This is a genomic window from Wenzhouxiangella psychrophila, from assembly GCF_042310375.1.
Taxonomy (GTDB): Bacteria; Pseudomonadota; Gammaproteobacteria; order Xanthomonadales; family Wenzhouxiangellaceae; genus Wenzhouxiangella.
The window spans coordinates 1-13452 of record NZ_JBHJMQ010000001.1; the positions used below are offsets into that span (position 1 = coordinate 1).

The 13452-nt window shown below is 62.8% G+C and carries 10 protein-coding genes; 5 read left to right on the forward strand and 5 right to left on the reverse strand.

Features of this window, described 5'->3' with window-relative positions:
- Nucleotides 1-292 precede the first annotated feature (292 nt).
- Entirely contained in the window at nucleotides 293-2332 is a 2040-nt protein-coding gene (locus ACDC66_RS00005; RefSeq protein WP_376694619.1) for a prolyl oligopeptidase family serine peptidase, read from the forward strand.
- A 368-nt stretch (nucleotides 2333-2700) separates the two neighbouring features.
- Nucleotides 2701-4236 carry an amidase gene (locus ACDC66_RS00010; RefSeq protein WP_376694620.1) on the forward strand — a complete coding sequence of 512 codons (1536 nt, stop codon included), beginning with the start codon at nucleotides 2701-2703 and terminating at the stop codon, nucleotides 4234-4236.
- Nucleotides 4237-4388: 152 nt separating this feature from the next.
- Here ACDC66_RS00010 and ACDC66_RS00015 read toward each other — a convergent pair whose 3' ends face one another.
- The 3 genes from ACDC66_RS00015 to mutM form a co-directional block, all read right to left on the reverse strand.
- A complete protein-coding gene (locus tag ACDC66_RS00015; protein ID WP_376694621.1) occupies nucleotides 4389-5525 on the reverse strand; it encodes a trans-sulfuration enzyme family protein in 1137 nt (378 codons plus the stop codon).
- Nucleotides 5526-5664: 139 nt separating this feature from the next.
- The gene (locus ACDC66_RS00020) at nucleotides 5665-5871 is read right to left on the reverse strand and encodes a DUF3185 family protein (RefSeq protein WP_376694622.1); all 207 of its coding nucleotides are present in this window, start codon (nucleotides 5869-5871) and stop codon (nucleotides 5665-5667) included.
- Nucleotides 5872-5952: 81 nt separating this feature from the next.
- Nucleotides 5953-6765 carry a bifunctional DNA-formamidopyrimidine glycosylase/DNA-(apurinic or apyrimidinic site) lyase gene (gene mutM, locus ACDC66_RS00025; RefSeq protein WP_376694623.1) on the reverse strand — a complete coding sequence of 271 codons (813 nt, stop codon included), beginning with the start codon at nucleotides 6763-6765 and terminating at the stop codon, nucleotides 5953-5955.
- Between the two features lie 216 nt (nucleotides 6766-6981).
- Here mutM and ACDC66_RS00030 point away from each other — a divergent pair, with 216 nt between their 5' ends.
- The 3 genes from ACDC66_RS00030 to ACDC66_RS00040 are packed head-to-tail and all read left to right on the forward strand — an operon-like array spanning nucleotide 6982 to nucleotide 9132.
- Nucleotides 6982-7320, forward strand: a complete 339-nt coding sequence (locus tag ACDC66_RS00030) for a P-II family nitrogen regulator (RefSeq protein WP_376694624.1) — start codon at nucleotides 6982-6984, stop codon at nucleotides 7318-7320.
- A 14-nt stretch (nucleotides 7321-7334) separates the two neighbouring features.
- On the forward strand, nucleotides 7335-8591 hold the full coding sequence (gene amt / locus ACDC66_RS00035; protein WP_376694625.1) for an ammonium transporter: 1257 nt from the start codon (nucleotides 7335-7337) through the stop codon (nucleotides 8589-8591).
- A 49-nt stretch (nucleotides 8592-8640) separates the two neighbouring features.
- Nucleotides 8641-9132 carry a macro domain-containing protein gene (locus ACDC66_RS00040; protein WP_376694626.1) on the forward strand — a complete coding sequence of 164 codons (492 nt, stop codon included), beginning with the start codon at nucleotides 8641-8643 and terminating at the stop codon, nucleotides 9130-9132.
- Between the two features lie 828 nt (nucleotides 9133-9960).
- On the opposite strand, the gene ACDC66_RS00045 is transcribed toward ACDC66_RS00040, so the two are convergent.
- Together ACDC66_RS00045 and ACDC66_RS00050 are read right to left on the reverse strand one after the other, a co-directional pair.
- Nucleotides 9961-12711, reverse strand: coding sequence for a S9 family peptidase (locus ACDC66_RS00045; protein WP_376694627.1), 2751 nt, complete (start codon nucleotides 12709-12711; stop codon nucleotides 9961-9963).
- A 186-nt stretch (nucleotides 12712-12897) separates the two neighbouring features.
- Complete coding sequence (locus ACDC66_RS00050) at nucleotides 12898-13344, reverse strand: hypothetical protein (RefSeq protein ID WP_376694628.1); 447 nt, start codon at nucleotides 13342-13344, stop codon at nucleotides 12898-12900.
- Nucleotides 13345-13452 lie beyond the last annotated feature (108 nt).

Here is a 13452-nt window from a genome sequence, read left to right on the forward strand (position 1 = left end):
ACTGGAAGGGTGCCCTGAACCAATTTATTATCCAGTTCGAAGATCGGGTGACCGATCATCTATGAGAATGGGCGGTTACACAGAAATCGGGACAGGCTCTTGCACGTCTTGAGTTTTTCTTCTTGTCCCGTGCCTTTCGTGAGTTCCGTGGCTAATTGTTTTTGGTTTTTGTTCTATTGTTTACTTCGCGTCTTTGCGTTTCAAGGATTCTGACATTAACTTTCTCCGCGCACTCCGCTCCTCTGCGGCTCTGCGTGAGAACCCAACTGCAACTCGATAAAAGAGGGCAACGATGAAAAGAATACTGCTAACCCTGCTACTCCTCCTCCCCACCCTGGCACTGGCCCAGGACGACAACGGCGACGATGAACGCAAGGTTCTCTCGGCCGAGGTGCTGTGGGAGCTCGATCGCATCGGTTCGCCGGTGATCTCGCCCGACGGCGACTGGGTGGTCGCGCCGGTGACCGATTACGACGTCGAGGAAGACAAGGGCGAAACGCGGCTGTGGCTGTTCGCCGCCGACGGCTCGGTCGAACGGCCCTTGACGGTCGAGGGCCAGGACGCCTCCAGCCCGGCCTTCTCATCCGACGGTGATCGGCTGGCCTTTGTCGCCAAGCGCGGTGACGACGAGGCCGGCCAGATCTACCTGATCAACATGGACGGCCCCGGCGAGGCGCAGCGCCTCAGCGACGTGCCCACGGGCGCGAGCGCGCTCAAGTGGGTCGGCGAGCATATCTATTTCATTTCCAGCGTCTGGCCCGAGATGGACTGGGAGGCGATGGAAGAGAAGCTCAAGGAAGAAAAGGACGCCAAGGTGTCCGCCCACCAATGGAACGCCCTGCCTTATTCGTCCTGGGACCACTGGATCGAGGAAGATCGCCACAATCACGTCTTCCGCATCCCGGCAGACGGTGGTGACGTCGAAGAACTGACCCAGCCGCTGGATCGCCAGCTCTCGCGCTCGGGCGCCGCTGCCGGCAGCTACGACATCCATCCCGACGAGACGCATATCGCCTTTGTTTCCGATCGAAAGCGTGACGGTGTCGATCCGGACTACGACGTATTCCTTGCAGAGATCGGCAGCGAGTCGGCGGAGAATCTCACCACGGAAAACGAAGCCAACGACGGCACGCCGATGTTCAGCCCGGACGGCGAGACCCTGGCCTACCTGAAGCAGAACATTCCGGGTTTCTACGGCGATACGCAGAACATCATCCTCGTCGATCTCGATTCGGGTGACGAGCGCAACATTACGGCCGACTGGGATCGCTCGGCCTCGGGACTGGTCTGGGCGCCGGACTCGAGCGGCTTCTACGGTTCCATCGACGACGAGGGTACGGTCCGTGTGTTTTTCATCGACGCGCAGGGCCGCCAGCCGCGCGCGATCTCGACCGACACCAGCTACGGCGATCTGGCCATCGCCGATGGCGGCACCCTGGTCGGCACCAATCAAAGCTTCCTGTATCCGCCGCGCCTGGTGCGAATCGATACCGACAGCGGCGAGACGGAACGCCTGAGCACCATCAACGAGGAACTGCTGGCCGAGGTCGATGCCGGCAGTTACGAGTCGGTGACCTATACCGGCCATGACGGTGCCGAAATCCAGATGTGGGTCAACTATCCGCCGGGTTTCGACGACAGCAAGGAATACCCGCTGTTCCTGCTCATCCACGGCGGTCCGCACGGATCCATCAATGACACTTTCCATTTCCGCTGGAACGCGCAGACCTTCGCGTCCTGGGGTTACGTCACCGCGTGGCACAACTTCCACGGGTCCTCGGGCTTTGGCCAGGATTTCGTCGATTACATCAACCCCGACTGGATCACCGCGCCCTACAACGACACCATCGCCGCGGCCGAGTGGTTCGAGGACAAGGACTGGATCGATGATGACCGCATGGTCGCCGGTGGCGGAAGCTACGGCGGTTACCTGTCTTCGATCCTGCTCGGTAAGGCGCATCCCTTCAACGCGTTGATGATCCATGCGCCGGTCTACAACATGTACTCGCAGATGGCCGCGGACTTCGCCGTGCACGCCCAGCGTTTCGGCAACTTCTGGGAAGCCCCCGAGATCTACAAGGAGATCTCGCCGCATTACTATGCGGAAAACTTCGACACGCCGGCGTTGATCATCCACGGCCAGCAGGACCTGCGCGTGCCGGTCGGCCAGGCCTTCGAGCTGTTCCGCACCCTGCAGAGCAAGGATATCGACTCGCGCCTGATCTACTTCCCCGACGAGAACCACTGGGTGCTCAAGCCCAATAACTCGCTGTACTGGTACGAGGAAGTCCGCAAGTGGTTCGCGGACTTCGCCGAGCCGGGCGCTCAGTAGGGACCTGGTAACCACGGAAGACGCGGAACAAGGGCGCCGGGTCTCGGCGCCCTTTTTTGTGGCTCGATCGGGAACGTGGGGGCGCGTCCTTAAGACCTATTAAACGCAAAGACGCTAAGCAGCAAAGAACGCAAAGGAAAACCTGAAATCGTTTAACGACGGAAGATCACGGAAGACACTGTTCTTTGAAAGAAAGGTCTTTCCGCGTGTTCCGTGCCTTCCGTGGTTCCAATGTTTTTTTCGTTCTTTTATTTTTTCTTTCTTTGCGCTCTTTGCTGCTTAGCGTCTTTGCGTTTTTAAAGATTTTGATTTTTCCCAACGCACTAGTGGCATCATGCCCGGAAAGAGTCCAACACCGGAGAAATGCCATGCGCCATTTAACTCTCGCCTTGCTCTTGATGCCTGCGTTATTCGCCGGCGCACAGGAGTTGCCCGATGTGGCCGAGATGGACGTTGCCGCCGTCCAGGCCGGTTTCGAGCGGGGTGACTTCACGGCGCGGGACGTGACCGCGGCCTACCTGACGCGCATCGAAAAGCTCGATCGCGCCGGCCCGATGCTCAACGCAGTTCGCCACGTTAGCGAACAGGCACTCGAACGAGCTGCCGCCCTGGATCGCGAACGGGCCGAAGGCAAGGTGCGTGGCCCGCTGCACGGCATACCGGTGCTGATCAAGGACAACATCGACACCGCCGACATGCCGACCACGGCCGGCAGTATCTGGCTCGAAGGCGTGATTCCGCCGAATGATGCCTTCATCGTCGAGCGTCTGCGCGAAGCCGGCGCGATCATCCTGGGCAAGACCAACCTGAGCGAGTGGGCCAACTTCCACTCGAGCACCTCGTCCAGCGGCTGGAGTCGGCTCGGCGGCCAGGTCAGGAACCCCTATGGCGATGGCCGCAATCCCTGCGGTTCGAGTGCCGGCTCCGGCGTGGCGGCCGCGGCCAGCCTGGCGACCCTGACCATCGGCACCGAGACCAACGGTTCGATCGTCTGCCCGTCCAACGCTAACGGCATCGTCGGTCTCAAGCCCACGGTGGGGCTGTGGAGCCGCAGCGGCATCATTCCCATTTCGCATACTACCGACAGCGCCGGTCCGATGACCCGCACGGTGCGCGATGCCGCCGTGCTGCTCGGCGCCCTGGCGTCCGAGAATCCGGCCGATGACAAGACGGTCGGCGACGAGATCCCGCGTCATGCCGACTACACGCAGTTTCTCGACGAAGGCGCACTGGAAGGCAAACGGCTTGGGCTGTGGTCCGGCCCGACCGAACAGAACCATCGGGTCGAGACGTTGACGCGCGAGGCCGTTTCGGCGCTCAAAGCCGCCGGGGCCGAAGTCGTCGAGATCGACACCATCACCGAGGAGAACATCGGCGGCGATGCCTTCAACGTGCTGCTCTACGAATTTCACCACGGCATGGACGCCTACCTGGCCGCGCTGGGCGAGCGTGCGCCGTTCGAGAACTACAAGGCGCTGGTCGAAGCCGTCCGCAAGGATCCGGAATCCACCGCCCGTTTCGATCGCTCGCTGCTGTTCCAGGCCGCCGACAAGGGCGACATCGAAAGCAAGGAATATCTCGACGCCCTTACGCGCATGCTCGAACACAGCCGCGAAGAGGGGATTGATCGAGTACTGGCCGAACACGAACTCGACGCCATCATCGCGCCCACCGGCTCGCCGGCCTGGATGACCGACCTCGTACTGGGCGACAACTTCCAGCTCGCCAGTTCATCCCCGTCGGCACGTGCGGGTTATCCGATCATCACGGTGCCGATGGGACAGATCGAAGGCCTGCCCGTGGGGCTGTCCTTCTTCGCCTCGGCCTGGAGCGAACCGACATTACTGGGCCTGGCCTATGCCTACGAGCAGGCAACGAACAAGCGCGTGCCGCCGGAGCTGTAGCCAGTTTCGGGGGTTGCCGATTGGTCGTCCTGAAGATCTTATTGACGCTAAGACGCAAAGCAGCGAAGAGCGCAAAGAAAACCAAAAATCATTTTACTTCGCGTTCTTTGCTGCTTTGCGTCTTAGCGTTTTAAAGATTTTGCTTTTCTGGATCAGTCTGCCAAGGCCCGATTCAGATCGGCCCAGATTTCGTCCACCCCCTCGATTCCAACCGACAGCCGCATCAGCCGGTCGTCGATACCGAGCGCCCGACGCTTTTCGTCTTTGAGCTTGGCGTGGCTCGTTTTCGACGGCTGGGAAATCGTTGACTCCACACCCCCAAGGCTGATGGCCGGGGCGATCATCTGGAGTTGCTCGAGGAAGATCTCAGGGTCAATGGAATCGGCCAGCCTGAAGGTCAACATCCCGCCGAATCCACTCATCTGCTTTGCGGCGACGGCATGGCCCGGATGGTCGGACAGGCCCGGGTACCGCACTTCGGCAATGCGCGAATCGCTGTCGAGTCGTTTCGCCAGATCGCCGGCATTCCCGGATGCGCGTTCCACGCGGACGGCCAGGGTCTTGATCGAGCGCTCCAGCAGGGCCAGGTCCTGGCCGTTGAGCGTCGCGCCCAGGCGCACGATGTTGGGGTGGATGCGATCAATCAGTTCCCCGGATCCGGCCAGCGCGCCGCAAAGCAGGTCCGAGTGCCCGCCCAGGTACTTGGTCGCCGAGTGCATGATCAGCTCGAAGCCGTGTTCGGCCGGGCGTTGCATGACCGGCGTGGCGAAGGTGTTGTCGATAAAACTGACAACGCCATGGTCACGGGCGATCGATGCCGTCGCGGCCAGGTCGACGATGGACAGCAGCGGGTTGGTGGGCGACTCCACCATCAACAGCCGGGTATCGGGTTCGAACAGCTCGGCCAGTGATTCCGGGTCGCCGTTCCACGTGGTGAACCGCATGCCCATCGGCTCGAGCAGGCCTTCGATCAGGTCCGTCGTGCCGCCGTAGAGCCCGTCGAGAATCACGGCGTGGTCGCCGGGTTTCATCAGGCTGAGAAAAACGGCGCTGATCGCCCCCATGCCCGAGGCGGTGACCCGTGCGGTTTCCGTGCCCTCGAGTGCTGCGATCTTTCCGGCGACGACATCGTGGTTGAGCGCGTTGACGTAGCGTGGGTAACGAACGCCCGACTGACGATAATCGAAGGCGGTGCTGGTCACGATGGGGCTGTTGAGCCCGAAACGGCTGTCGTGATGTTGTTCGCCGGCGTGGACGCAGGCGGTGTCAGTCCAGGATTTGCGGGTCATGGTGTCGAATGCTAGAGGTTGCCGTAACTATAGCGTGGGGATGAAACAAGCAGAGGTGCGGTGCTTCGGTTGGGCGATTTGGAAATCTCCGATTTCGTATGAGCCCGACCGAAGCGCCGCACCCCTGCTGGTGTGATTGCTATTTCCCGCCGCGCAGGGCCATGATCAGGCCGACGACCAGTGCCGCGCCGCCGCCGAGCAGGTACCAGGTGGTTTCGTCGGTGAAGCGACCGGTAAAGGTTTCGTGGACTTCTTCGGTCAGCGAGCCGGTGGCCTGCAGGCCGAAGAACAACAGTCCGCCGCCGACGATGATCAGGATGATGCCGATAATGCGGTTCGTGCTCATGAACGTGCCTCCTTAGATGAGTCCCCCAGCACAGAGCATAGCTCGCACGGAGCCGGCCTGTACAGCCGACCGCGTTGGCACTTACCGCTGGCAACGGGGACAGAAGAACGTGCTGCGCTGGCCGATGACTTCGCGTCGTATCGGCTCACGGCAGCTTCGGCAGGGATCGCCCTCGCGGCCATAGACTTGCAGCGACTGCCCGAAATACCCGGGCGTGCCGTCGCCCACGGTGAAGTCGCGCAGTGAAGTCCCTCCGAGTTCGATTGCGTCGGCCAGGGTCTGCCTGATGGTGCCGGCGAGGATGTCGTAGCGCGCCCGGCTTATCCGTCCGGCCGGTCTTCGGGGGTGGATGCCGGCCGCGAACAGGGCTTCGGAGGCATAGATATTGCCCACGCCGACCACGGTCTTTGCATCCATGATGAACAGCTTGACGGAAGCCTTTCGCCCACGGCTTAGTCGCCATAGCCATTCGCCGTCGAATTCGCCGCCCAGCGGTTCGGGGCCCAGTGTTGCCAGGCGCGGATGCTCGAGCGGGTTGTCGCCGCCCCACAAGAGGGCGCCGAAACGGCGCGGATCGGTAAAGCGGATCAGGTAGCCGTCCTCGACCTGCAGATCGACATGGTCGTGCGGTCCCGGAGCCGGGGGATGTTGCCAGCCGCGAAAGGATCCCGACATGCCCAGGTGCCATAACAGCGATCCGGACTCCAGGCGCCAGATCAGCCATTTGGCGCGACGCTGCAGGGCGGTAATGGTCCGCCCCGAGATGTCGTCGACTTCCCGCGGAATCGGCCAGCGTAGCTGGCGTTGCCGGATGGTGATCCCGGCAATGCGCCGGCCCACGACCAGCGGTTTGAGACCGCGGCGGGTGGTTTCGACTTCGGGTAACTCGGGCATGGGCGATGCGTGGTCCGGATGAGAAACACCGGAGCGCATTATCGCCCATGCTGCGCCGCGGCCCGATGACCGGCCTGCCCTGATTGTGAGCAACATCTGCCTCTAATCTGGGCAGCGGCAAGGGGTTCAAGCTCCACAAATCTCCTCTAATCAATGGCTTGCAGATCTGGCACGAGGCTTGCGCTGTCTTTCTGGGACATTCACGGGAGATTCTTCATGAAACTGGTCACGGCCATCATCAAACCCTTCAAGCTCGACCCGGTGCGCTCGGCGCTGGCCGAGGTCGGCGTCACCGGCATGACGCTGACCGAGGTGCGCGGCTTCGGCCGGCAGAAAGGCCACACCGAGCTCTACCGCGGCGCGGAATACCACGTCGACTTCCTGCCCAAGATCAAACTCGAAATCGCCGTCGATAGCGATCGGCTCCAGGACGTGATCGAAGCCATCCAGGTTTCGGCCGGCAGCGGCCGGATCGGCGACGGCAAGATCTTCGTCGCCGAGCTTGATCAGGTCATTCGTATTCGCACCGGCGAACGTGACCAGGACGCCATCTAAGGGAGACGGAAACCATGGAAGCCATTATCGAAACACGTTACGCCCTCGACACCTTCTACTTCCTGGTCTGTGCCGCGCTGGTCATGTGGATGGCCGCCGGCTTCATCATGCTCGAAGCGGGCCTGGTCCGGGCCAAGAACACGGTCGAGATACTGACCAAGAACGTTGCCCTCTACTCCATCGCCTGCTTGATGTACCTGATCATCGGCTACAACCTGATGTACCCCGCCGACGGCATCAATAGCATCTGGCCCGGTATCGACTGGCTGCTTTCGGCCGCCGACAACAGCACCGAGGCGGTGCTGGCCAGCGACGGTGACCTCTACTACTCGAGCCTGTCGGACTTCATGTTCCAGGTGGTTTTCGTGGCCACGGCCATGTCGATCGTCTCGGGTGCCGTGGCCGAACGCATGAAGCTGTGGAGCTTTCTTGCCTTTGCGGTCGTGCTCACCGGCTTCATCTATCCCGTCCAGGGCTACTGGAGCTGGGGCGGCGGATTCCTCGACGGGCTGGGTTACAGCGACTACGCCGGCTCGGGCATCGTGCACATGGCCGGCGCGGCCGCCGCGCTCGCCGGTGTCCTGTTGTTGGGCCCCCGACAGGGCCGCTTCGGACCCGACGGCAAGGCGCGCGCCATCCCCGGCGCCAACCTGCCTCTGGCTACCCTGGGCACCTTCATCCTCTGGATGGGCTGGTTCGGTTTCAACGGCGGCTCGGAACTGGCGGTCTCCAGCGTCGAGTCGGCCAACAACGTCGCGCGGGTGTTCGTCAACACCAACACCGCCGCGGCCGCCGGCCTGGTTGCTGCCCTGCTGGTCGCGCGTGCCGCCTTCGGCAAGGCCGATCTGACCATGGCGCTCAACGGCGCGTTGGCCGGCCTGGTCTCGATCACGGCCGACCCGCTCTCGCCCACGCCGGTGCAGGCCCTGCTGATCGGACTGGTCGGCGGTGGCCTGGTGGTCGCTTCCATCATGCTGCTCGACAAGCTCAAAATCGACGATCCGGTCGGCGCCATCTCGGTGCACGGCACGTGCGGCATCTGGGGTGTCCTGATCGTGCTCTGGACCAACGGGGATGCCACCTGGGGCGGGCAGCTGGCCGGCCTGGCTGTTATCGGTGGTTTCGTGTTCGCCGCCAGTCTCGCCATCTGGGCGATCCTGCGCGTGACGATGGGCCTGCGCGTCCACCCCGACGACGAAGCCGCCGGTCTTGACCGCGTTGACTGTGGCATGGAGGCGTATCCGGAGTTCGCCCCCGCTGGCGGAGACTGAGCGGGCGTCATGGCATCATGGGGCCGGGTCCAACGGAAACGGAGGCCACATGCCACTCGAAATCGTTGAGGGCGACATTGCACGCCAGCCCGACCTCGATGCCGTGGTCAACGCCGCCAACGCGCAACTGATGCCCGGCGGCGGCGTGGCCGGCGCCCTGCACCGCGCCGCCGGCCCGGAGCTGGCGGAGGCCTGCCAGCCCCTGGCCCCGATCGACCCCGGCGAGGCGGTTATCACGGAAGCCTTCGAGCTGCCCAATCGCTGGGTGATCCACGTCCTCGGCCCCCGCTACGGGCTGGATGAGCCGGCCGATCGCCTGCTCGCCGACGGCTATCGCAATGCCCTGCGCCTGGCAGAGGAGAACAGCATCAAGTCGATCGGCTTCCCGGCCCTGTCGGCCGGGGCCTTTGGCTATCCTCTGGAAAAGGCAGCGCGAATTGCGCTCGAGACGGTCCGCGCACATGCGCCATCGAACTTGCACGTTCGCTTTGTGCTGTTCGACAAGAAGACCGTGAAGGTGTTTGAGCGCCTCATGCAGTGACGGGGCGCCGGGTGGTTTGGCGCCACCGGGCGCGGTGCGGGCTTCGACACGTCAAAGGCTATTTCGCCCGGCCTGCTTCGCAGGCTCTTGCGGTGACTCCTTCATTGCCTTATCGGCAAACAGCTTGTTGCTCCGAGGCAGCGGTGGGGGCTTCGACACTTCAAAGGCTGTTCCGCCCGCCTGCTCCGCAGGCTGATGGCGGGTAACTTTTCTCTTGCGCGAGAAAAGTCACCAAAAGCGCGCTGAAAAGATGACGGACTCGTCCCAGGAGTCCCACCGGGGAGTGGCTTCAGTATTTTGTCTGGGGCTTCGTTTGTAATCTCTGAGACGCAGGCGGGCTTACGACGTCCGTTTGGGCAGGCCCGCACGCAGCCGCACGACTTCGAAAGCGAGCGTTCGAGGTCGGTGCCAGGATCCAGAGCCAGGGCGCATTCACCCGAAGTCTTCTCCGATGGCGCAGCCAAAGCCGGGGTGATCGAGATCGTGCCACCAGAATGCAGACTACGCCCCAGGGACGTCGAAGACGCCATGTGTCTAGACGGAGCTGGAGCGAAGGCTTAAGCAAAATCCTGAAGCCCGCACGTCTCGTTGTTCTTGCGGCGCATCCGTAATCTTTTCAGCGCGCTTTTGGTTACTTTTTTCGCGCGAGAAAAAAGTAACTCGCCGCAAGAGCCTGCGAAGCAGGCCGGGCGAAACAGCCTTTGACGTGTCGAAGCCCGCACGGCGCCCGGCGGCGCCAGACCACTTGGCGCCACGGCGCGCAAAGCATCCACAAAAGAAAGAGGCCCGGCTAAACCGGGCCTCTCCAAACGGATGGCGAAGCCGCTCTTATTCGCCGACGCGGGTCAACTCGGTGCTGTATTCCCCGCCGCCCATTTGTGCCGGCAACTTGCCTTCGGCGCGCAGTACCATGCGCGGCGGTTCGGCAGAAACCCACATCGTCAGATCGCCGCCCTCGCCGTCCAGCGCTTCGAGATTCACCTTCCAGGCGTCGTACTCGCCGGCCGGTACCTCGATCGATTCCCGTCCGGCGACGCTGATGGTGAAATAGCGCACCCGCTGCTGCATGCCGACTTCGGCGATGCGCACCTGAGTGCTATAGCCTTCCTCCAGCGGCAGGCCCAGGATCACGGCCTCGAGCGCGGCATCGCCGCCGTAGACGGGCGCGTCGAGTTCGATTTCGATGGGGATTTCCTGCTGGGTCTTGATGGTGCCGGTCACCTTGCGTGCGCCGTACTCGACCTTGATGACGGCCGGGCCCTGGGCGAGCGTGCGGCTGATCGGTCTGAGCGAGTCGCCTTCGAGCACGATCTGGTCGCTGGCCGCGCCCATGTTGGACCGGGTATCGCTGGTGATGACCATGGTGTCACCGTCCTCGCCTTCTTCCATGACGATCTTGCGCTCGGCCTGCATCTCCATTTCGTTGCCCTGCATGCTCAGGGTCGTGGTGTAGCCGAAGTTGCCCTTTGCCACTTTGTCGGCATCGCTGTTGGGTAGCGGCAAGGTCTTGGCCGCGTCGAGCTCATCGGCCACGTTCTCGACTTCGACCGTGTCGACATCGACGGTGATTTCGGCCAGGCGTTCAGCGACTTCGTCTTCCATGTCTTCCTGGTGACGGCCGCCCAGGTGCGTGCCCAGGAAAGCCTCGGTGCGAGCGAACATGGCCAGGCGGTTGTCGCGGCCGCGGAAGCCGTGGCCCTCGTCCGGGGCGACGATGTACTCGACCGGCAGGCCGGCCTCGCGCATCGCCACGACGATCTGGTCGGATTCGGCCTGCTTGACGCGCGGATCGTTGGCGCCCTGGATCACCAGTAGCGGCTCGGCGATCTTGTTGACGTGGTTGAGCGGCGACTGCCGTTCGAGCTGAGCCTTGCCTTCCTCGGTGCTGGGATCGCCCATGCGCAGGGTGAAGATCTTGCGGATCGGGCCCCAGTAGGGCGGAATCGAATTGAGCAGGGTGATCAGGTTGGACGGGCCGACGATGTCGACGCCGCAGGCGTAGAGATCGGGCGTGAAGGTCATGCCGGCCAGGGTGGCGTAGCCGCCATAGGAGCCGCCCATGATGCACACCCGCTCGGGGTCGACCAGGCCTTTGTCGACCAGGTGCTCGACGCCGTCTGTGATGTCGTCCTGCATGGCATCACCCCACTCGTTGTTGCCGGTGTTGAGGAAGGCCTTGCCGTAGCCGGTCGAACCGCGGAAGTTGGGTTGCAGCACGGCATAGCCGCGGTTGGCCAGGAACTGCGCCAGCGAGCTGTAGCCCCAGGTGTCGCGGGCCCAGGGGCCGCCGTGAATCAGCGCCACCAGGGCGAGCTTTTCGCCCTCGACGCCCTTGGGCGTGGTCAGGTAGGCGGGAATCTCGAGTCCGTCGCGTGCCTCGTAGCGAATCGGCTCCATTTCCGCCATGTGTTCCACCGGCAGTTCGGGGCGCGAGCGATACAATTCGGTGACTTCCATCTCGTCCCAGTTGAACAGGTAGGTGGTGCCGGGATCGACGTCGCGCGACAGGCCGACGAGCACCAGCGAGTCGTCAGCGGTCTGCGGGCGGAAGCTGATCTCGCCCTCCGGCAGTTCCTCGCGCAGGAAATCCAGCGCCCCGGCAAAGCGTTCGTTCTTCGGGTAAATGCGCGGTTTGTCGCCGACGTAGACGGTCGCAAGCAGCTCGTCGGTGGCATTGGAATAGACGGCACCGCTGAAATCGACTTCGCCTTCGGGGTCGCGCTCGACGAATTCCAGTTCACCCGTTTTGACGTCCATCAGGTAGAGGCCGACCAGGTCGGTGTCCTCGCCCTTGTTGGACTGGAACCAGACGCGCTCGTTGTCCGGGTGGAAGCGGTTGGGGCCGCAGGTTTCCTGCCAGGAGCAGGTGTAGAGCGTTTCGCCCACCTCGCCGTCGCTCACGCGCAGGGTCTCCGTGCCGCCGTCCTCGGTCTGGCGCACCGCCAGGCGGACATTGCCTTCCAGGCCGACGACCCAGCCGGCGATGTTCTGGTCGTTCTCGATCAGCAGCTCGCGTTCGCCGGAGTCGATGTCGACGCGATAGACGTCGTGCAGGGCCGGGTCGCGGTCATTGAGGCCGACGATGATCTCGCCCGGTGTCGATTTGGGCACCGAGTAGATCTGGGCGCGAACATCGTCGATGTCGGTGAGGTTGCGCGCCGATGGGACGGCGCTGTCTTCAGCCGGCTCGCCGTCGGCGTCGACGGCCCAGACGTGGAAGTTCTCGTCGCCACCCTTGTCCTGGACGTAGAGTACGTACTCGCCGTCGCGGCTCCAGAAGTAGCCCGGCACGGGACGGTCGTCGTCGGTCAGGGGGCGGGCGTCGTCGAAGGACTCGTCGATACCCTTGATCCAGATGTTGCGCACGCCCTCGAAGGGCCGCATGAACGTGACGAATTTGCCGTCGGGTGAAATCTGCGCGCCGGAAATCTCGGGGTCGCCGAAGAAGAGTTGGCGATCGAGCTGCGGCGGCAGCTCGTCGAGGTAGCCAACCGGGTCGACCTTTTCGGCGGCGCCGGCGGCCATCGCCGCGAGCAGGGCAAGGCTGGTCAGACCGTGCAGTAGCAATCTTGGTTTCATGACGAAGTTGCTCCTTGGGTGGGAATTGGGCAATCGAAAAATCCAATCCGATCAGCGAGCCTAAATCAGCCGGAGCTGCAAGCCAATAGCCCATTGGTCATGCGGAATGTGAGTTGCCGCATGGTCCGGCATGACCAGGGTCGTTGGGTCGCGGCGGGGGGTGCCGCCGCCGATGACTGTGGTCGGTCAGTCGTCCTCGGGTTCGAAGGACTGCATGTAGGGATTGTCTTTGCGTCGGACGATATTGATGAAGCCGTAGTCGGTAGCCTGATGGCAGGCGTTGCAGGCTTTGATGAGCCTGTCCAGGCCGGCATCGACCGCCCCGTGGTCCTTTCCATCCACGGCTTCCTCGAACGCCTCGAACGCGGGTATCAGCATGGCGGTGGTCAACTCACCGACCCTGATGCCGTGGTATTCCTCGATGCCCTGTGCCTTTTCAATGTTTTCTTCGACCTCGTGCGCGTAAAACTCCACCAGGTCATTATTGCCGGCTCTGACCGACAGCTCGAGCTTGTGGATGAAATACTGCATGTCGCCCATGGTCTCGATCATGCTGGGTTCCTCTTCGGCCCGGGTCAGGCCGGTTCCCAGGGCCAGGCAAGCGGCCAGGCAGGTGAGGGTGAAGGTCTTCATGAGTAGTTATCCGGGTATGTAGGAAATGATTGCTCCAGACAATAGCATTCCCGACAGAGCGTGACCAGCGACACTGTCGGTCAGCGGTCGACTGCGCTAATCTGGGTC

Coding starts and splice junctions, on each gene's coding strand:
- ACDC66_RS00030 (WP_376694624.1), top strand. CDS start 6,982: ATGAAACTGGTCACGGCCATCATCAAACCCTTCAAGCTCGACCCGGTG.
- ACDC66_RS00040 (WP_376694626.1), top strand. CDS start 8,641: ATGCCACTCGAAATCGTTGAGGGCGACATTGCACGCCAGCCCGACCTC.
- ACDC66_RS00045 (WP_376694627.1), bottom strand. CDS start 12,711: ATGAAACCAAGATTGCTACTGCACGGTCTGACCAGCCTTGCCCTGCTC.
- mutM (WP_376694623.1), bottom strand. CDS start 6,765: ATGCCCGAGTTACCCGAAGTCGAAACCACCCGCCGCGGTCTCAAACCG.
- ACDC66_RS00015 (WP_376694621.1), bottom strand. CDS start 5,525: ATGACCCGCAAATCCTGGACTGACACCGCCTGCGTCCACGCCGGCGAA.
- ACDC66_RS00005 (WP_376694619.1), top strand. CDS start 293: ATGAAAAGAATACTGCTAACCCTGCTACTCCTCCTCCCCACCCTGGCA.
- ACDC66_RS00050 (WP_376694628.1), bottom strand. CDS start 13,344: ATGAAGACCTTCACCCTCACCTGCCTGGCCGCTTGCCTGGCCCTGGGA.
- amt (WP_376694625.1), top strand. CDS start 7,335: ATGGAAGCCATTATCGAAACACGTTACGCCCTCGACACCTTCTACTTC.
- ACDC66_RS00020 (WP_376694622.1), bottom strand. CDS start 5,871: ATGAGCACGAACCGCATTATCGGCATCATCCTGATCATCGTCGGCGGC.
- ACDC66_RS00010 (WP_376694620.1), top strand. CDS start 2,701: ATGCGCCATTTAACTCTCGCCTTGCTCTTGATGCCTGCGTTATTCGCC.